This window comes from Nonomuraea sp. NPDC005650, assembly GCF_040605375.1.
Lineage (GTDB): Bacteria > Actinomycetota > Actinomycetes > Streptosporangiales > Streptosporangiaceae > Nonomuraea.
The window spans coordinates 25,679-45,403 of record NZ_JBEXCR010000039.1 but is presented as its reverse complement, the minus strand read 5'-3'; the positions used below and the strand labels follow the sequence as shown (position 1 = coordinate 45,403).

The 19,725-nt window shown below is 68.0% G+C and carries 16 protein-coding genes; 5 read left to right on the top strand and 11 right to left on the bottom strand.

Going from position 1 to position 19,725, the window contains the following annotated elements; genetic code table 11:
* Positions 1–201 precede the first annotated feature (201 nt).
* Positions 202–1,599, bottom strand: a complete 1,398-nt coding sequence (locus ABZS69_RS48545) for an arabinofuranosidase catalytic domain-containing protein (RefSeq protein WP_355386026.1) — start codon at positions 1,597–1,599, stop codon at positions 202–204.
* A 608-nt stretch (positions 1,600–2,207) separates the two neighbouring features.
* Here ABZS69_RS48545 and ABZS69_RS48540 point away from each other — a divergent pair.
* Both ABZS69_RS48540 and ABZS69_RS48535 read left to right on the top strand, forming a co-directional pair.
* Entirely contained in the window at positions 2,208–2,525 is a 318-nt protein-coding gene (locus ABZS69_RS48540) for a hypothetical protein (RefSeq protein WP_355386023.1), read from the top strand.
* A gap of 145 nt (positions 2,526–2,670) precedes the next feature.
* Positions 2,671–3,660 carry a S66 peptidase family protein gene (locus tag ABZS69_RS48535; RefSeq protein ID WP_355386271.1) on the top strand — a complete coding sequence of 330 codons (990 nt, stop codon included), beginning with the start codon at positions 2,671–2,673 and terminating at the stop codon, positions 3,658–3,660.
* 146 nt (positions 3,661–3,806) lie between these two features.
* Here the strand turns inward: ABZS69_RS48535 and ABZS69_RS48530 are convergent, their stop codons facing one another.
* Positions 3,807–4,601: a carbon-nitrogen hydrolase family protein gene (locus ABZS69_RS48530; RefSeq protein ID WP_355386020.1), complete on the bottom strand. Its 795-nt coding sequence runs from the start codon at positions 4,599–4,601 to the stop codon at positions 3,807–3,809.
* A gap of 10 nt (positions 4,602–4,611) precedes the next feature.
* Positions 4,612–5,355: an aldolase/citrate lyase family protein gene (locus ABZS69_RS48525; RefSeq protein WP_355386017.1), complete on the bottom strand. Its 744-nt coding sequence runs from the start codon at positions 5,353–5,355 to the stop codon at positions 4,612–4,614.
* 58 nt (positions 5,356–5,413) lie between these two features.
* On the opposite strand from ABZS69_RS48525, the gene ABZS69_RS48520 reads away from it, so the two are divergent.
* Complete coding sequence (locus ABZS69_RS48520) at positions 5,414–6,094, top strand: GntR family transcriptional regulator (RefSeq protein ID WP_355386014.1); 681 nt, start codon at positions 5,414–5,416, stop codon at positions 6,092–6,094.
* Here ABZS69_RS48520 and ABZS69_RS48515 read toward each other — a convergent pair whose 3' ends face one another.
* From ABZS69_RS48515 to ABZS69_RS48485, 7 genes are all read right to left on the bottom strand, one after another.
* Positions 6,095–7,756, bottom strand: coding sequence for an ABC transporter ATP-binding protein (locus ABZS69_RS48515; RefSeq protein ID WP_355386011.1), 1,662 nt, complete (start codon positions 7,754–7,756; stop codon positions 6,095–6,097).
* Positions 7,753–8,553: a creatininase family protein gene (locus ABZS69_RS48510; protein ID WP_355386008.1), complete on the bottom strand. Its 801-nt coding sequence runs from the start codon at positions 8,551–8,553 to the stop codon at positions 7,753–7,755. The genes ABZS69_RS48515 and ABZS69_RS48510 overlap by 4 nt, the downstream gene beginning before the upstream one ends.
* A gap of 13 nt (positions 8,554–8,566) precedes the next feature.
* Positions 8,567–9,436 carry an ABC transporter permease gene (locus ABZS69_RS48505; RefSeq protein WP_355386005.1) on the bottom strand — a complete coding sequence of 290 codons (870 nt, stop codon included), beginning with the start codon at positions 9,434–9,436 and terminating at the stop codon, positions 8,567–8,569.
* 2 nt (positions 9,437–9,438) lie between these two features.
* Entirely contained in the window at positions 9,439–10,383 is a 945-nt protein-coding gene (locus ABZS69_RS48500; protein ID WP_355386002.1) for an ABC transporter permease, read from the bottom strand.
* On the bottom strand, positions 10,380–11,870 hold the full coding sequence (locus tag ABZS69_RS48495) for an ABC transporter substrate-binding protein (protein WP_355386268.1): 1,491 nt from the start codon (positions 11,868–11,870) through the stop codon (positions 10,380–10,382). Before ABZS69_RS48495 ends, ABZS69_RS48500 begins: the two co-directional genes overlap by 4 nt.
* A 425-nt stretch (positions 11,871–12,295) precedes the next feature.
* Complete coding sequence (locus tag ABZS69_RS48490) at positions 12,296–15,679, bottom strand: protein kinase (protein WP_355385999.1); 3,384 nt, start codon at positions 15,677–15,679, stop codon at positions 12,296–12,298.
* A gap of 118 nt (positions 15,680–15,797) precedes the next feature.
* Positions 15,798–16,598 (bottom strand): SAVMC3_10250 family protein, encoded by an 801-nt coding sequence (locus ABZS69_RS48485; protein WP_355385996.1) that lies wholly within the window; start codon positions 16,596–16,598, stop codon positions 15,798–15,800.
* A 202-nt stretch (positions 16,599–16,800) separates the two neighbouring features.
* On the opposite strand from ABZS69_RS48485, the gene ABZS69_RS48480 reads away from it, so the two are divergent.
* Together ABZS69_RS48480 and ABZS69_RS48475 are read left to right on the top strand one after the other, a co-directional pair.
* Positions 16,801–17,562: a class I SAM-dependent methyltransferase gene (locus tag ABZS69_RS48480; protein WP_355385993.1), complete on the top strand. Its 762-nt coding sequence runs from the start codon at positions 16,801–16,803 to the stop codon at positions 17,560–17,562.
* Between the two features lie 62 nt (positions 17,563–17,624).
* Entirely contained in the window at positions 17,625–18,158 is a 534-nt protein-coding gene (locus ABZS69_RS48475; protein WP_355385990.1) for an SMI1/KNR4 family protein, read from the top strand.
* Here the strand turns inward: ABZS69_RS48475 and ABZS69_RS48470 are convergent.
* Complete coding sequence (locus ABZS69_RS48470) at positions 18,136–19,638, bottom strand: serine/threonine-protein kinase (protein WP_355385987.1); 1,503 nt, start codon at positions 19,636–19,638, stop codon at positions 18,136–18,138. The genes ABZS69_RS48475 and ABZS69_RS48470 overlap by 23 nt on opposite strands.
* Positions 19,639–19,725 lie beyond the last annotated feature (87 nt).

The window sequence follows — 19,725 nt, the reverse complement described above, 5'->3', positions numbered from 1 at the left end:
GTCCGCCGTCGCCCGAGCCTGCCCCATCCAGCCACGTGCAGGACACTCTCCTCACCGATCGGACAATCACCCGACTAGGCGATTAGGTGCCTGATAGTAGCCATACGGCAGTTGGGCCGAAAGACCCGGCTTTGTCCCGCTGGTTTACCCGAAAGCTCCTGCTTCGCCGCCCCCGGGTACGTGCCGGGGGCGGCGGTCGGTTCACTTGTAGCCGGCGGCGACGATGTTGGCCTGCACCGAGTTCTCGGTGGCGTCCGACGGGTAGCCGGAGGTCATCACGCCCTCGTAGAAGGTGCCGGCGGAGCTGTTGCTGTTGTCGCCGCCGGTCCCGAGGATGATGGCCCCTTCCTTCTTCATCGGGTTGTAGCCCGCGACGTTGGGGCGCGGCCCGTTGTAGAACGTCGACAGGCCGCCCGACTGCGCGTTGCCGGCCCGGATCGACCAGTGGTTCGGCTCGCCCTTGACGATGGCGGTCAGGTACCGGTAGTTCACGGTCGGGTCGTTGGCGTTGTAGCCGGGGTTCACTCCGGAGAACAGGCCGTTCTCGAGGTCGGCCATGACCCACGGGCCGTTGCCGGTGCCGTAGCCCCAGACCTTGATGTTGCCGAAGTAGATGGCCTCCATGGTGCCGTTGCCGTTGTCGCGGCTGTTGGTCTCGGCGTTGCCGTAGTCGAAGCAGCAGCCGCCGTTGTAGTGCGTGCCGTCGAAGATCGCGTACATCCCCTCCGGCTGGTCCCCGCGCGCGACGCCGTTGGTGCTGTTGTCGCGGTAGCCGGTGCCGGGGGCCACGTAGACGCCGTACGCCTTGTGGCCGTTGATCGTGATCGGTGCCGCGGTCGCGTTCGCGAGGTTGTCGTATCCGCCGGGAGCGGGCCCGGGGAAACCGCCGGGAGGCGCTTGGGTGAGGTGGTTACCCCGGCCGGACTGGTCGTAGATGATCGTGATGAGGCAGGTCGTGCCGGCGCAGAACGAGTCCTGCGTGGCGGCGTTGGCATATCCGCCCGCGCTCAGGACGCCGATGTCCCGGGTGGTGTTGTCCGAGGATCGGCGTACCTGGTAGAGCGAGCCGTTGTAGGCGGCGTACAGGGCACGGGTCGTGCTGTGCGCGGCCACGCACGGCGTGCCGCCCGTGGCGTAGATGTCGCACGGCTGGGTCGACGACGGCGGCGGCTGCGAGATGGTGGGAGTGGGGGTGGAGACCCCGCCGGTGCAGGTGACTCCGTTCAGAGCGAAGCTCGACGGCACCGGGTTGGAGCCGTTGTACGCCCCGTTGAACCCGAAGCCGACGCTGCCGCCGCTGGGGATGGCGGCGTTGTAGCTGACGTTGGAGACCGTCACCTGGGAGCCGGACTGGGTGTAGGAGCCGTTCCACAGCTGGGTGATGGTCTGCCCGGAGGCGAATGACCAGGTCAGCTTCCAGCCGTTGATCGGGTCACCCAGGTTGTTAACGCTAACATTAGCGCCGAAGCCGCCGGGCCACTGGTTGGTCACCGTGTAGGTGACCTGGCATCCGGTCGCGACCGCGGACGCGGCGTGCGTCCCGGCCAAACCGACACCGGCCGTCAACAGCGCGGCGACGGCCGCGGCCGACAGTCTCAACCGTCGGCGAAAAGAGCTGACATGTCGCACGGGTGTCTTCCCATTCTCCGAGATGTGGCGTTCTCCGCGGCGATGAGGACGCGAACGGTCGTGCCAGACAGTCAGGGGGTTGCGACGTTAGCGCTAACATTCCGGTCGGCCCCTGACGTGGCTACGTTCACGGATTCGCTGCGTCGAGCCAATCCCGGCCGGGAGCCTCCGTCAACGAGCCCAGGTTCCGCCGCGCCCGCGGACCCGCGCTGAACTGGGGCTCGGCGGCTTGAGGAAGGCCGGTGATCCCGAAACTTTCATCCGGCTCTCCGGAAACCCCGGTGAGCCCGGGGCTCGTGTGACGGATGCGCTCAAACACCAAAAACGGGATTGCATAACACGCTTGGGCTTTGACGCGCTATTTGGGATTAAGGAGGTAACTGAGGATATCTGCATGGGTATGTCCGGTTCCATCTGAGTGTCCGCGAAGTGGCGGATGCCAGGTTCCGCACCGATCTATCCATGAACGGAAACGAGAGCACGTGAATACCAACAGTCGGCGAACGCGAGCGCCACACCGTGGCCTGCTCGCGGCAGTAGCGATTACCGGCGCGATCGCCGGTGCCATGATCCTTCCTATGGGCCAGGGGACGGCCACGGCGAGCGCGGGCTTCCACGCCGTCGATGCCGGCGGCCCGCCCGCGCCCACACCGCGCAGGGTGACGCGCGTCGTGCGCCAGGCCGCGCCGAGGGTCGTCAACCACGAGCGGCCGGTCTTCATCCCGCGGCCCATCTGGCAGCGTCAGAACGCCAGGGTCATCGTGGACAACCACAACCGCAACCTGAACAGGTTCCCCAGGGAGCGTGAGGAGCGCCGCCGCCACCACGACAACTTCCAGCACGACAACAAGACCCCTGAGTGGTCTGAGTCCGAGGACACCTCGTCGGGTCAGTGACGTCACGTCAGCTCGACGCCAGGTGACATGGTGGACGATATCGGCGTCGGGGGACAATGGAGCAGCCAAGGGTGGAAGACCGGGGTTCTGCCGCTCCGGCGATGGCCTGCTCCATTGCTCCCGACGCCGATACGCTTCGATCGTGATGAACGCGGTCTTCCCTCCCAAACTGAACAGAGGCGACGTCGTACGAGTGGTCGCGCCGGCCAGGTCCCGCGCGATGGTGATGGAGCACGACCACACCGGCATCATCGGGTCCCGGTTCGCCGAGCTCGGCCTGACGCTCTCGTACGGCCGCCACGTCGACGAGCGGGACGCGTTCCACTCCTCCAGCGTCGCCTCGCGGGTCGCCGATCTGCACGACGCCTTCGCGGACCCGTCGGTGGCGGCGATCCTGACGGTCATCGGCGGCTACAACTGCAACGAGCTCCTGCCGTTCCTCGACTGGGAGCTGATCCGCGCCAACCCGAAGATCCTCTGCGGATACTCCGACATCACCGCCCTGCAGAACGCCATCCTCGCCCGGACCGGGCTGGTCACCTACTCCGGCCCGCACTGGTCGACGTTCGGGATGCGGGATCACTTCGAGGAGACCCTGCGCTGGTTCACCTCGGTCATGTTCGACACCGCTCCGGTCGCCCTGGCCCCGGCGGCGCGGTGGAGCGACGATCTCTGGTTCCTCGACCAGGACAAGCGCGAGCCGCTCCCCAACGACGGATGGTGGCCGCTCCGGCCCGGCACCGCCGAGGGGCGCATCGTCGGCGGCAACCTGTGCACGCTTAACCTGCTGCAGGGCACCCCGCACATGCCGTCCCTCGACGGCGCGATCCTGATCGTCGAGGACGACCTGGAGTCGCACCCGGCGACCTTCGCCCGCGACCTGACCTCGCTGCTGCAGCTTCCCGACGCCCCGAAGATCCGAGGGCTGGCGATCGGACGGTTCCAGCACGCCAGCCGCATGTCCCGCCCGCTGCTGGAACAGATCGTCGCCACCCAGCCGGTGCTGAACGGCGTCCCCGTCCTGGCCAACATCGACGTCGGCCACACCAACCCCCTGGCCACCATCCCGATCGGCGGCCAGGCCCGGCTCACCGTCACCGACGCCGGGACCGGCCTGACCCTGCTACGCCACTGACCGGAGGACGAGGACGGCCAACCGGGCGGTGCGCTGCGAGCGGGACACGGTCAGCACTCTCATGCCGTTCAGTCCTGAACGGAACTACTACGGTGAACGCCGAACTGTCGTCGTCCGGCGCACCCTAAGGGCGAGATCGCCGAAGCTCACCCGGGAAGCACCTTGAAGCGGCGGTTGGTCAGGCTCGGGTTCGTGGCGCGGACGGCGCGCAGCCGCTCCGCGCCGATGACGGCCGACGCCACTCCCGGGGCCTCGCCCGCCGACGCCACGATGGTGCCCATCGGGTCCACGACCGCGCTCTGGCCCGTGCAGACGGGGCCGGTCTGCCCGCTGGCCAGCACGTACGCGGTGTTCTCGATCGCGCGGGCGCGGACCAAGGTGATCCAGTGGTCCTCCTTGGCGGGCCCGGCGACCCACGCGGCGGGTACGACGAACGCCTCGGCCCCGGCGTCGACCAGGAACCGGGCCATCTCGGGGAAACGCAGGTCGTAACACGTCAGGACGCCGAACGTGAGGCCGTCCAGCGTGAAGACGAGCGGTTCGGGCGCGTGCGCCTGCACCCGATCGGACTCGCGGTAGCCGAAGGCGTCGTAGAGGTGCACCTTGCGGTAGACGCCGAGCAGGTCGCCGCCCGCGTCCACGGCGAACACGGTGTTGCTGGGCTTGCCGTGCTCCCCCGCGGGCGCCTCGGTCATGCCGGCGACGACGGCGATGCCGTGCTTCTTGGCCAGCGCGCCGATCGCGGTCGCGAAGGGCCCGTCGAGCTGTTCGGACGTGGGGACGATGTCGGCCGTCACGTCCGGGTTGGAGTACATGGCGTTCTCCGGCAGGACGACGAGCCGCGCGCCCTGGGCCGCCGCCTGCTCGATCAGCCCGGTGGCGGCGTCGAGGTTGGCGGACTTGTCGGTGGTGGCGCTGAACTGTCCGACGGTGACGAGCATGCAGTATCTCCTAAAGGGTGAGTTCGTGGGTCTGGTCGAGCGCGGCCTTGAAACCGGCCATGATGGCGCCGTGCTCCATGGTCAGGACGAGCTGGTCGGCGCCGTTCTCCAGGGCGAACGCCTTCTCCTGCGGCGACCACGCGGGCAACACCCAGGGTTTGCCCGCGGCACGGGCCGCGTCCGCCACGATCCTGAGGTCGGCGAAGTCCTCCTCCGAGCGGGAGTAGGCGCCCCGGCCGCGGCGGACGGACAGGTCGCTCGGGCCGATGAAGACGCCGTCGACCGTGTCGAGCGCGAGGATGTCGTCGATCTGCTCGATGGCGCCCGCGTCCTCGATCATCGGATAGACGCGGGTCCCGCGATCTTGGCGTACGATCCACTCGTCGTCGAACCCGCCGTACCGCGCCGTTCGTCCGCCCGCGAAGCTTCTGTCCCCCAGCGGGGGGAACTTCCCGAAGGCGCACACGGCGGCCGCGTGCGCGGCGCCCTCGATGTGGGGCACGACGACGGCGGTGGCGCCGAAGTCGAGGGCCTGCTGGATCGGCCCCCGCTCGGGCCCGAGCACCTTGGCCAGCACCTCCAGCCCGAGACCACGGAGGAACGGGATGAAACGTTCGAGGTCGGCCAGGTCGAAAGAGCCGTGTTCGATGTCGAGGACCACCGCGCCGTAGCCCAGGTCGGCCACGATCTCGGCCGCGGCGAAACTCGGGCCGGACAGCCAGGCGGCGTATCTCCGGTCTCGCTTGTCCTGCAAGGGATACTCCTTCTCAGCTTTGGTATACGCTGTGTATACACACGAGCGTGGGGGTTGCATGAACTGGGAACCGGACATCGCGCCGGCGACTACCGCGGGCGAGCGTGCCTATCGATGGACGCGCGAGGCGATCCTCGGCGGCCGGTTTCCCGAGGGGTCCTTCCTGGAGGAGAAACTGGTCTGCGACGAGGCCGGCGTGTCGCGCACTCCCGTCCGCGAGGCGTTCCACCGCCTGGCGGCCGAGAAGTACATCGACCTCCTGCCCAGGCGCGGTGCGCAGGTCCGCAGCGTGACGGCCGCCGAGCTGTTCGAGACGTACGAGATGCGGCTGGTGCTCGAGATCCACGGCTTCGGGATCCTGTGCGACAAGAAGACCGACATACCGCAGGAGCTGTCCGCGCACCTGGACCTGATGGAAGACCCGGACATGATGGCGCGCTGCCGAGCGGGCGAGCGCGACGCGATCGCCGAGCACGCCAAGATGGACTTCTTCTTCCACTTCTCGTTCGTCAGGGCGACGGGCAACACGGTCCTGACCGACCTGTTCCGCAGCCTCCAGCCACGGCACCAGCGGATCGGGGTCAGCGCCGTGGCGGCGCGCCCCGACCGGCTGGCGGTCATCAACCCTGAGCACCGTGCCCTGCTCGCGGCCCTGACTATGCACGACTTCGACACCGCCGAGCGCACCCTGCGCAACCATCTGCGGCCCGACCAGCGGGTGGTCTCCCACCTGAGGTGATCACCTGGCGATCGCCCGCCACAGCTCGCGGCGCGCGGCCTGCTCGGCGGGGTCGGGCACCGGCGCCGCCGCGACGAGCCTCCTGGTGTAGTCCGTCCGGGGATCGTTCAGCACCTCGCGGGCCGGGCCGTGCTCGACCATCCGGCCGTGCTGCAGGACGGCGACGTCGTGCGAGAGCAGCTCGACCACGCCCAGGTCGTGGCTGATGAACAGGCAGGAGAAACCGAGCCTGTCCTGCAGCTCCCGGAACAACCGCAGCACCGTGGCCTGCACGGAGACGTCCAGCGCCGAGGTGGGCTCGTCGGCGATGAGCAGCTCGGGCTCCAGCGCCAGCGCGCGGGCGATCCCGACGCGCTGCCGCTGACCGCCCGACAGCTCGTGCGGGAACCGGTCGGCCCAGCTCGTCGGCAGCTCCACCTGGTCGAGCAGCTCCAGCACCCGCTCGCGGACGGCGGCGCGGCCCGCGTACCGGTTGATGATCATCGGGGCCGCGATCGAGTCGCCGATCGACCGGCGCGGGTCGAGCGAGGAGCCCGGGTCCTGGAAGACCATCGAGTACTTCCTGCGGAACCCGCGCAGCTCCTTGGCGCCGAGCCCGGTCACGTCACGTCCGCAGATCTCGATCGTGCCGGCCGTGGCGCGTACCAGCCCGACGATGGCCCTGCCGATCGTGGACTTGCCCGAGCCCGACTCGCCCACCAGGCCGAGGACCTTCCCCTTCCCGATCTCGAAGCTGATGTCGTGCACGGCTTTGAACCCTTTGCGGCCCAGCCGCCCCGGGTACTCGACCTGGAGGCCGGCGACCCGCAGTGTGGCGCCCTCCGGCGTGTCGCCGCCGGACGGCGCCGGCTCGGCCTGGCCGCGCCGCGGCACCGCGGACAGCAGTTTGGTGGTGTACTCGTGCTCGGGCTCGGCGAACAGCCGGGCGACCGGGGCCTCCTCCACGACCTCGCCCTGCTTCATCACCACCACCCGGTCGGCCAGGTCGGCGACCACGCCCATGTCATGGGTGATGACCACGACCGCCGAGCCGAGGTCCTTCTGCAGGCGGCGCAGCAGCTCCAGGATCTCCGCCTGCACCGTGACGTCGAGGGCCGTGGTCGGCTCGTCGGCGATGATGACCTCGGGCGACCAGGCGATCGCCATCGCGATCATCGCCCGCTGCCGCTGGCCGCCGGAGAGCTGGTGCGGGTAGCTGTCGATCCGCGACTCCGGCTCGGGGATGCCGACCTTCCTCAGCAGCTCCAGCGTGCGCGCACGGGCCTCGGCGGCCGGCACGCGCTCGTGGCACCGGATCGCCTCGATGATCTGCTCGCCGATGGTGTAGACCGGGTTCAGGGCGGTCATCGGCTCCTGGAAGATCATCGCGATCCGCTTGCCCCGGATGGCGCGCAGGGCCTCCTCGCCGAGGTCGAGCAGCTCGGTGTCGCCGTACCGGATGCTGCCGCGGCGGCGCGCGTTCTTCGCCAGCAGCCCGAGCACCGACATCGAGCTGACGGACTTGCCCGAGCCGGACTCCCCGACGAGCGCCACCACCTCGCCCTTGGCGACCGTGAAGCTGACGTCTTTGACGGCGGGGACCCACTTGCCCGCGATCTGGAAGTCCACCGAGAGGCCCTCGACCGAGAGGATCGGCTCCGCGGGACTCGTGCCAGTTGTCATGAGTCTCCCCTGGTGTTCCGGTCGTATTCCTGGATGTAGGCGGAGCAGAAACCGATCACCCGCTCGATCCAGATCTCGCCCGTCTTCGCGTTGCCGAGACTCACGTCGCCGGTGCAGCCGGTCGCGCTCACCTCGGAGAAGTCCCACAGGACGGTCCCGCGCACGTCGTGCCCCGGAATCGCCGCCTCCGTGTAGCTCGTCGGAGTCCAGCCGCTGCTCGACTCCAGGCCGCCCGCGACGGCCAGCTCGCTCTGGACCTGGTCGGGGAACATCGCGAGCATCGCGGAGTGCTCGGGCTCGGCGCCGTGGCCGTACGCCGTGGCCGGGTCGTCGTAGACGTCCCGCATGAGCGCGTAGCCGAGCTGCCACGGGTACAGGTGGCCGACGAGGACGCCCAGGTCATGACGTGCCTGGAGGCCGGCGTCGATGACGGGCCCGACGTTGCCGCCGTTGTTGTTGACGATGATCACGCGCCGAAAGCCGGACTGCACCAGCGCCTCGATGATCTCGTACGTGACGGCGCGCAGCGTCGCCGGGCTCAGCGAGAGGTTGCCGTTGAAACCGCGGAACACCCCGGAATGCCCGTAGTGGAGGGCAGGGGCGACATAGCACCCGTTCTCCTTCGCCAGCTTGTCGGCCACCCATTCCGCCACGATGGAGTCCTCGTGGATCGGCAGGTGCGGGCCGTGCTGCTCGACCGCGCCGATCGGCAACAGGATGATCGGGTCCCGTTCCGCCAGCTCCTTGACCTGGGTCCAGGACAGCTCGCCGAGCCTGTGGGTGGAAGGGAGGGTCATGGATGCGTTCCTTTCAGTCGGTGCCACGGCGGCGCGGGTCGAGCAGGTCGCGGATGCCGTCCCCGAACACGTTGAGCGCGAGGACGACGAGGATGATGAGCGCGGACGGGTAGAGCAGCAGCGTCGGCTGGACCTCCAGGAAGTCGCGGCCCGAGCCGACCATCGTCCCGAGCGAGGGCAGCGGCGGCTGCGCGCCGAGGCCGAGGAAGCTCAGCCCGGCCTCCATCTGGATGGCGAAGCTCACCGACAGGCTCAGCTGGACGATGATGGGCGCCGCCACGTTCGGCAGGATCGTTCTGACGAGGATTCCCGCGGGTCGCGCGCCCATGATCTTCGAGGCTTCGACGTACTCCAGGTTCCTGATGGCCAGCACCTGGGTGTAGACGATCCTGGTGAACCTCGGGATGTACAGGACGCCGATCACCATGACGACGTTCACCAGGGCCGGCCCCATGATCGCCACCACCGCGATGGCCAGCACGATCGGGGGGAAGCTCAACAGGACGTCGATGCCGCGCATGATGATCGTCGAGGCCCAGCGGCCGACGTACCCGGCCACGAGCCCGAGCGCGACCCCGATGACCGCGGCCACCAGCACCGCCGACAGCGCCACCCCGAGTGACACCTGGAGCCCGACCAGTAGCCGCGACAGGACGTCGCGCCCGAAGTCGTCGATGCCGAGCACCGAGGCCGAGGTCAGCGGCTTGCCGACGATGTCGCGGTAGTCGTACGGCGCGATGAGCCTGGCGAACAACGTGACGAGCGCGACCAGCAGGAGGAACGCGCCCGCGATGGAGGTCCTGCGATTGGACAGCATGCGCCGGAGGAAGGTCCTCCTGCCTGTGCTCTCGATCGCAGGCGCGCCTGACAGCACGGTGGCCATGATCAGTGATCCTCCGCCCGGGGGTCGAGTGCCCTGACGACCAGGTCTCCGACCAGGTTGACCAGGATGACGATGGTGGCCGCGGCGAGGACGACGGCCTGGATGACGGGATAGTCGCGCTGTCCCACGGCGTTCATGAGCAGGGAGCTCATCCCCGGCCAGCCGAAGATGGTCTCGACCAGGACCGTGGCCCCGATCAGCGTCGTCAGCTCGACCGTCGTCGCGGAGACGACGGCCAGCAGCGCCGTACGCAGCGCGTGCCTGTTGATGACGTGCTTCTCGACCAGGCCCTTCGCCCGTGCCGTGCGGACGTAGTCGGCGTTGAGCGTTTCCAGCATCGACGCCCGGGTCATCCTCGTTACCACCGCGCACGAGGCCGCCGTCAACGTGGCCACCGGCAGGATGAGGATCTGCAGGTGGGAGAGCGGATCCTCGAACGGCGAGGCGAACCGGCGCGGCGGCAGGATCGGGATGACGAACGCGAACACCAGCAGCAGTAGGGTGCCGATCACGAACACGGGCAGGGAGATCCCGAAGATCGACCCGGCGACCAGCGCGTGGTCCGCCGGCTTGTCGGCGCGCGTGGCGGCGATCCGGCCCAGCACGATGCCGACCACCAGCGAGATCGCCAGCGCGACGAGGACGAGCTCCAGCGAGTTGCCGATCCGGGACGGCAGGTCCTGCATCACCGGGCGGCCGCTGATCAACGAGGTGCCGAGGTCACCCTGGAACAGCCGGGTCCAGAACCCGACGAACTGGCTGAAGAACGGCTCTTCGAGGTGCATCGCGGCCCGGGTGGCGGCGATCTGCTCGTCGGTGGCCGAGTCGCCGAGCACCGCCCTGGCCGGGTCGCCGGGGATGAGCCGTACCAGGAAGAACACGATGGTTCCGACGAGGAGCAACTGCAGGATCGCCTGGGCGAACCGCTTGGCCAGGAAACGCCTCACGCCGTCTTCTCCATCCAGGTCCGGCGCAGGGCCGTTGCGGTCCAGGCGCCCTTCGGGGGGTGCTCGTAGCCCTTGACGTGGTTGTAGTGGGCCTCGCCCTGCTCACGGCGGATGGTGTAGGTCATCGGGACCAGCTCCAGGGCCCGTTTCTCGACGTCGAGGTAGATCTCGTTGCGCAGGCTCTGGTCGGAGGTCCTGCGTGCCCGGGTCAGCAGCTCGTCGATCTTGTCGTCGGCGAAGTCGAGGTTCTTGGCGAACGTGCCGGTGCTGCCGATGAAATCGCCGAGCGAGGCGGGATCGCCGAACTTCGGCGACGTCCCCCAGGAATGGACGGGGAAGACCTTGGTCGCCACGCTGGAGCGGAAGGTCAGCCACTCCTGCTGGGTGAGGTTCACGTTCAGTCCCGCGGCGCGCAGACCGGGCAGCATCGCCTGCGCGGGCCTGGCGATGACCGAGTACGAGCTGGTCGTCACCACCGGCAGCGTCAGGCCCTCCTGACCGGCCTGTTTGAGCAGGAATCTGGCCTGTTCCGGGTCGTAGGGCATGGAGCCGGCGAGCTGGGGCGCGTACGGGGCGAACGTCTCCGACATCAGGGCGCCGTCCATGGGCTTGCCGTGCCCCAGCAGCGCCGTGTCCAGGACGGACTGCCTGTTGATCGACATCGCGATGGCCTTGCGGACGCGTACGTCGTCGAAGGGGCGCCGGCTGGTCACGAACCCGACGAAGCCGAACCCGAAGGTCTTGTCCGAGACGAACCGCAACCGCGGGTTCTCGGAGATGACGCCGACGTGGGTGGCGGGGACGTAGTCGATCATGTCCACGGTGGCCGTGCGCAGCGCCGTCACGCGGGCGTAGTCGTCGCCCATCGGCTGGAAGACGATCCCGTTCAGGTACGGCAGGCCGGACTCGAAGTAGTTCTCGAACCGGACGAAGGTGGTGCTCACTCCCGGGATGCGCTCCACGAACCGGAACGGGCCGGTGCCCATGACCTGCGTCTTGGTGTTCGCTCCTGACTCGATCCACTTCCTGGAGACGATGTTGGTGGTGGGCGCGGCAAGCGCGAAGGGGAAGGCCACGTCGGGCTGCTTGAACCTGAACACCACGGTGGTGGCGTCGGGCGCCTCGACCGAGGCCACCTGGTCGAGCAGCGGCCCCGAAGCCGCCGCGGTCGCCTTGTCCATCATGCGGCGGAAGGAGAAGACCACGTCGTCGGCCGTCATCGCGGACCCGTCGTGGAAGCTGACCCCCGAGTGCAGCTTGACCTTGTAGGTCAGCTCGTCGGCCCAGCCGAACTCCGTCGCGAGGTCACCGACGATCTCGCCGGCTCCGTTGTACTGGACCAGCCCGTTGTAGGCGAGCTGGCGCAGGTAGTCGGAGGCGCTGCCGCTGGTGAGGTGCGGGTCGAGGTTGGCCGGGTCGGTGGAGAGGCCGAAATACAGGACTCCGCCGCGAGTCGGCCCGCCGCCGCCCTCGCGGATTTCCTGCATCGACACGGGCAAGGTCGCTGGGCTGCCGCAGGCCGTCAGGGCAGAGGCCCCCAGCGTGGCTACGCTTCCGGCGAGAAATCCTCGCCTGCTGATCACTGCCATGACATCTCCGCCTCGTCAGGGCCTGGCACTGAGTCGTTGGGGTTGGGGATCCATCAAGTATTGCGTATGTATACATGGCGTTCACATCAGGGTCAACGGGTTGCAGCCAGACGGAATCTGCGGTACCGGTCAGGGCAAAATGCGTCCCGGGCCTCGGCGCCCGGACCCCCTACGGGCTTATGACCGGTGGGTCGCGGCCGTACCCACCTGTCTGACGCCCGGCTCGGTGCTGGACCGGCCCCGCCCGGCCTGCACGCTACCCCCGCCCAGCCGCCCGACCCGGTAGTCGTGAACCCCCGGCCGGCGGCGCTGCCGAACCCGCATCAGCCGGCGGGGTCATGTACTGCGAGATCCCATTCCAGCTCCCAGCGCAGAATGGATCGGGAGGACATGGTTGCGCTGTCCCAGGAGATGATGAAGGCGCCGTCGGGGGAGAGCGTCGCTCCGTGGATTTGGGTGTGAGCTTCAAGTGTGCGCAGGCATGTGCCAGTGTGGATGTCCCACAGGCGAACGGCGCTGTCAACGCAGGTTGTGACGGCGTAATGACCTTCTGCGTCCATTCTGGCCATCGTCGCCCGCGCGGATGGTTCTCCGAAAGCACGTCGACATGAGCCGGTGCCCATGTCCCAGACCCGGACCGCAGACTGATCGCCGATGCTGCAGGTGAGGAGTGTTCGTCCGTCGGCACTCAAACAGACGCTGAGGACACGCTCTGGATGCTCAAGCCGGTGGGTGAGCGCCCCGCTGCGCAGGTCCCAGATCCGGACCGACGGATCCCATCCGCAGGACACCGCGGTCCGCCCATCCTGGCCGATCCAGACGTCGCTGATCTCGGCTGGGTGGGCATCGATCATCCAAACACGACTAGGTTTGCCCAGATCCCACCAGGCGAGGCTGCCGTCCTGATACCCGGTGAGCGCGTGCCGCCCGTCGGGGCCGAACGCCATCGCGGTCGGCGAACGGCGCTCCAGGATGCGGAGTTGGTTTTGCGCCTGGGGCTGCCAAAGCATGAAGACGCTCTCCCGGGCAAGGTTTTCGTTGTCTGGATCGTGTCTACTGTCGATGGTTGAGATCAACACTTGGCGGCCGTTCGGGCTCAGGACCGCTCGGTTCATATGTCTGTAGCGGGACTCCGGCGAGAGTTCGATGGCGGTTCCGGTATCGAGCTCGACGTACTGGAGATCGGTACCGTCGCCGCAGAGGGCGATCCGTCCGTCGGGCGAGACCGTGTAGGGGTGGCGGCTGGACAGCGGCTTGCGGCGGGGCGGTGGGACGGGCATCGGGATGGCAGGGCCGGCCGCACGCAGCCCGATGCGAATCGCGTGCCGACCCAGTCTCCGCCAGGCGGCGACGAGGCGGGCCTCACGCTCATAACCGGGGACGTCCCTTGCCCGGACGAGCAGATCGTGGGCCGTCCGATAGCGCTCCTCTTCCATAGCCTGCTCTGCTTCGGCGACCAGCGCGACAAAGCCCGATTTCGATCTGCGCAGCTCCACCTGGTCGCGGACAGTGCTGAGCTGCCATGAGGCTCTGTAGTCACTGGGCAGCGACCACCCGCGCATCGTGGAGTCGGAACCCCAGGAGAGCGCCGCCCGGCCGAGGACGTCAACGAAGACCTTGACCACGGCACCCTGGTGCTCGCGAAAAGTACGCAGGCATCTCTGGTTTGTGACGTCCCAGACCAGGAGGGTCCCGTCGTCCGCGCCGGAGACCAGGAAACGCCCGTCGCCACTCATCGCGAAGGAGTGGACGGTCGCGGAGTGCCCTCTGAGCACTTGATGGCGACCTGTCCGCAGGTCCCACCGCCAGATCTCGCGCCCAAGAGCTTGCAGTCCACCGCCGACCACGGCGTGGCGTTCGTCCGGGCTGAACTGCAGAAGAATCCCCGAACCAATGGGCCCGACCAGTTGTCGCAGACGGCTGCCGTCGCCGACGTTCCAGAGCTCGACGATGCCTCCGATGCTGCTGGTCAGAGCCAGCGACCCGGCGGCGTTCAGCGCGACGCTCATGCGGTACTGGGACGGCGCACCGAGAGTGCTCAGCCGCCTTCCGCTGGGGATGTCCCAGACCTGCGCCCGGTGATCGCCGTCCTCCCAGATTACCGACCGTCCGTCGGCGCTGATCCGCACGAGGAAGCTGTAGCCATCCTCGTGCACGGGATCAACCCTGAAAGCGCGCAGGCAGCCGCCTCTTCGAAGATCCCAGATCCGAACGGTCCCATCCAGCGAGGAACTGGCCCCGAACCGTCCGTCCGGGGTCACGTCGGTGACGGTGACCTTCGCACGGTGGCCGCCGAGAGTCCTCTCCCTGCCGTTCGGATCTTTGACGCAGATGTCTCCGTTGTCCTGGCCGATCAGAAAGCAGGTCGCGTCGGCCGACAATGCCAGCGCATGGCCGCCGGAAGGCCAGGCGTTGGAGAAGGCGGGCCCGACATGCCCGCAGGAGGCGTCGATGATGTGGCCGGTTCTGACAAGGCGCATTGCGGCTGCCAGGTCGGGCTCGCTCCCGTGAAATCCTTCGGCGAGCTCGGTTGCCGTGGTGGTGTCGCCGCGTTCCAGATGAACGTGGGCCAGCAGACGCTTGGCCAATGGGGAACCACCGCCTGCGGACTCGAGCTGGGCGATCACCTCTTCATCGGTCAGCTCGCCGCGTCTCCACCGCAACAGCCCCGCGTTGTAGGTCACTATCGGGTGCTGAGGATCGGCGGACAGCGCCTCGTCCAGCGCCGTGTCGGCCTGGACCGTCCGGCCGAGGTCCAGGAAAGAAAGGGCGCGGTTGTTGAGTTCACCGGCGCGAAGGTCGGCTGTGACCGGTTCCTGACGTACATAGGGGCGGCCGGCAATCCGGCCATAGATCTCTTTGAGCTCCGTGGCGATCTCCGCCATGGTCGCGGGGCGCTCATCAGGGTCGGTCCGCAGGCACCGGTCGAGCAGGCCGAAGACGTCCGCGGGCATGCGAGGGGGGCCTGCTTCGATCGATCCTTCGGAAAAGCAACGGCGCAGCCTGTCGGCCGCGACCAGCCCGGAGCCCCAGTCGAGCCGGCCCGTGAACATCTCCAGAACCGATACGGCGAAGCTGAACACGTCCGTGTGATGGCCGAGCGGCTCACCCCTGATCTGCTCCGGTGACGCATAGGGCGGCGACATCATCAGACCGGAGTTGGGGACGAGCACGCCGGAGTCCGGACGGTCGGCGGCAGCCCCACCCCCCTTGACTTGCGCCAGCCCGAAGTCCGTGACCTTGGCCGTCCAGCGCGTGCCGAGCAAGACATTACTGGGCTTGACATCCCGATGCACCAGCCCCCGGCCATGCGCGTACTCAAGCCCCCAGGCGATCTGTATCGACAGATCCACCATCCGGGCCAGCGCCTGCTCCCCGCCGTACAGAGTGCCGTCCGTTATCCGATCGCACACGTTCCCCTCGGACAGATACTCGACGAAGATGGCCGGAACCCCGTCGATGTCGCGGATGTAGTGGCAGCCACACAGGTGCGGATGAAGTCCGAGATTCACCCAGGTCTCGGCCTCGGCCACAAACTCCCGCTTGTCATCCTGCGTGCGGAACATGCGTTCATTTGGTCGCTTCACTGCCAGATCGACCTGCCACTCCAAATGGCGAACCTGGTAGACCACCCCCATTCCGCCTTCGCCGAGCTGTCGAACGACCTGATATCGCCCGTCGATTACTTCGTCCGGCTGCCATCGCACTATCCGTCCCCCAGACTCCTGGAATCCCTATACGCGGAATGGTCTACCTGAGAAGGCGGGGCTTCGAGGGTGCAAGTCGGTCACCCGCCCGGCGTGGGGAATGCTGGACGTGTCCAGTTCAGCGGGCGTGCGCGACGTAGACCGGAGTGCCTATCACGGCGTGCATCGGTGTGCCGTCCACCCCGACGGCGCGCGCTTCTCCGAGGGGAACAGCGAGGAAGTCGAGGTGTTGAAGATGCCCGTTCAGCGTCGCCTGTTCAGCGGCCTTCAAGGCCTGCCAGATGTATCGGTCCCCTCTCTCCTGTCGCCATTGGGGAGACCCGTTCCGAACGTCGTCGTCGATTTTCGGTTGGAGCTGAGAGACGTAGGGCCCCAGCATCTCGACCAGGCCGGGAAACAGGCTGTACCCGAGTAGGGCAACGGAACTGTCCTCGGGGTGCTGGCCCAGAACATGTCCGCGCGACCCTCCAAGGACGACGAAGTCATCGTCAGTCAGTCCGCAGAACAGCACCACAGGGCTGGGCCGATCGGTTGCCGCATCTCGCTCAAGCCAACCCCACCGCATTTCCATACGTCCACGGAAGAACTCCCGGCCCGGAGCCGACACGCCTCCCACCTTGCAGTGAGTGTCGATATAACGCTCGACCATCCGAAGTTTGGTCATGCGGGCCGCAGTCGCCTGCTCCGCTTGTTGTAGCGTCACGCTGGCGACTTTCAGATCAACCTTGACCTCGGCGCTGATCCGCTTGCGCAGAGCGGGATCGATCTGTTCGTACAGCATGTCCAGCTTGTTGTCGGACACGTAGACGTAGTACCGCAGCGGCTGGGTGCCTCGCCGGAACACGGCGTCCTCCTCGGGGTGTGGATCGCCTGTACACCCTGCATGATGGCCGATCTTTGACTGCTTTGGCGCACACATACGAGTCCGACTTGACAATCACATTTGCTTGGCCGATACAACGTGCTTCATGCGCCAGAAAAGATCGTTCCGCGCTGGTGCAGGAGCACCCGCCCGCCATGCGGGGCTTGCGGCATGACAGGACACTGCATATCGTGCCGATGTATCAGGTCGATATATCGGGCAGACGGTTTGCCGTGGCCCGGCTGACGCGGGAGCTGCGATGAGGCGGATCGACTACGACACGGAGCAGTACAAGGACTACGCACGTGGCCGTGCGCTGACCGAGCAGCAGTCGCAGGTATGGATCAGTGCCTTCGGCGCGGTGCTGCCCGAGCGGCGTCCGCTGGCGGGGCTGGACGTCGGCTCAGGGACGGGCAGGTTCACCCCCGCGCTGGCGCGAGCGTTCGGGCCGGTCACCGGCGTCGAGCCGTCGGTCCGCATGCGCGAGATCGCGCAGGCGCAGTCCATGGATCCCGGCGTGCGCTATCTGGCAGGCTCCGCCGAGGACCTGCCGGTGCCGTCCGGCAGTGCCGACTACGCTCTCATGTTCTTGTCCTGGCACCACGTCCAGGACAAGCCGCAGGCGGTCCGGGAGCTGGCCAGGGTGCTCAAGCCCGGCGGGCGGCTGCTACTGCGCGCGAATTTCAGCGACCACCACCCCAGGCCGTGGTGGCTGGAGCACTTCCCCCGCGGCTTCGAGGCGGACGCCTCGCTGTTCCAGCCGCTGCACGAGGTCATCGAGATGTTCACGTCGGGCGGCTGGCGCGTCGCCGGCTTCGGCACGGTCACAGAGCCGTCCGCCGGCACCCGCGCTGACATGCTCGAACGGCTGCGCCTGCGCACCCTTTCGTTCTTCGCTCAGCTCAGCCCCGACGAGCTGGAGGTCGGCTTCCGCCGCCTGGAGCAGGCTGTCGCCGCCGATCCCGGCGCGCCGGCGCCCGTGTTCTCCGAGACGCTGCTCACGCTCGAACGGCGCCGGTAACGCCAACGGCGCCACAGCTCGGGAAAGACAGCCGTTTCGTCTAATCTTTCGGGGTGGCGAACATGTCTGCAGATCTCGCATTACCCACTGCCCTGGCCGAGGTGGCCGAGGTCGGCTTCGAGTGGGAGTGGGACGAGGAAACCGACGAGGCCCGCGGCTGCGACTTCGAGCCATACGACCGGTTCGAGGAGCCCGACCGGACGGCATGGTGGCTCCGCCTGTGGACCGGCAACCAAGAGGTCGACGGCAGCGAGTTCCGCTTCTTCGGCGCGACCGGGACGGGTGACTACACCGGCTTCTGGCTGGTACGGCCCGATGCGGCGATCATCGACCAGCCCGTCGTCCACCTCGGGTCCGAGGGCGAGCGCGGTGTGATCGCCCGCGATCTCGGCGACCTCCTCTGGCTGTTCGCCGCCGGTCTGGGCCCCGCCGAGGCCTTCAGGGACCCCGGCTCCTCCGCACAGCCGAACGAGGCCTTCCGTGCCATCGCCGAACGACACGCATCCGGCCGCCGCCGTTCCCCCACCCAGATCGTGACTGCCGCACGAGCGGAGTTCCCGCATTTCTCAGATCTCATCGACGCGATGTGCCGCTGAGCGGACGCGACACACCGGCTCTGCTCTGTACGGCCCGCAGCATGAGCACGACGCCCAGCAGCGCGGCCCAGGCGCCGAGCGTGAACCTGGTGAGCAGGATGACCGCCATCAGCAGGACCCTGAAGGTATGCCCCATCGGCCCCGGCATCAGGTCCACGAAGTGACCGACGGCCTCCACCGACATCAGCAGGCCGCCGATCCCGCCGAGCACCGCGACGAGGGCGTTCAGCCGCCACAGCAGGAGTGCGGAAACCGCGGTCACCACGCCCAGCAGGACGGCGGGGCCGATCGCGAGCAGCACCTCGGGCAGGTCGTCCTCGGTGCGCAGGACGATCCCCCAGAACAGGAAGACCAGGGCCAGCGGGATCACGAGCGCCATGCTGATCGCCGAGGGCACACTGTGGCGCCACACCGCCACGCAGAAGGCGGGAACCGTCAGGATCAGGCAGCCCATGCTGATCATGATCCAGCCCGGCAGGGACAGGACGTGCCTGTGGTGCTCGAAGGCCACCCCTGCGAGGAGGTCCAGACCCTGGGCGAACAAGGTCAGCGAGAGCAGGGCCATCAAGACCAGCGCCACCGCCGGGGCGACCAACTGCGGAGCATGGGAGCGAGGCCGGCTCCCTGGGCCGGGGAGGAACAACGTCCCAGCCGGCACGGGCCCGCTCCGCGGTCCGGTCGCCGCCCCCGGCTCCTGTCCCGTCAGCAGGCCCAGCAGTTCTTCGGCGCCGGGCCGTACCTCCGGGTTCTTGGCCAGGCAGTGCGCGAGCAGCGGCCGCAACCCCTCCGGCACCTCGGACAGATCCGGCTCGGTGGTCAGGATGGAGTGCATCAGGGCGGGCATCGTGTCCCCTTTGAACGCCTGCTGCCCGGTAGCCGCGAACACCATCGTGCCGGCCCAGCTGAACAGGTCCGCCGCCGGCCCGACCACCTCGCCCGCGAACTGCTCGGGCGCCATGAACGCGGGCGTCCCCATCACGCTGCTGGTGGCGGTCTGATCGAGCGCCCTGGCGATCCCGAAGTCGATCACAACCGGCCCCTCGGGCCCCATGATCACATTGCTCGGCTTGAAGTCCCGGTGCACGATCCCGGCGCGGTGGATGGCGGCCAGCGCGGTCAACGTGGTCACCGCCAACCGTTCCAGCCCGCTGCCGAACCGCGCCCCCTCGCCTCTCACCAGCCGTTCCAGCGAGGGCCCGGTGATGAACTCGCTCACGATGTACGGCCGGCCGTCGGCGACCCCGACCTCCAGCACCCGAGCCGTGCAGAACGGCGCCACCCGCCGCGCCGCCTCCGTCTCCCGCAGGAATCGCCGGTGCGTTTCCGCATCCTCCACCTGCGTGTGCAGCACCTTCACCGCCACCTTCCCCCCGGCGGCGTCCTGCCCTAAGTACACCGACCCCTGCCCGCCTCGACCGAGTACACCGCTCAGCCGGAAGCCGTTGATCTGAGCCGGATCCGCAGGTGAGAGAGGCAGCACGAACTGACCTTAGTGCGCCCTTCACCCCACCACCACCGCCGGATCGGGATCATGCCGAGCACCGGAATCCGGCTCGCTCGCGGCAAC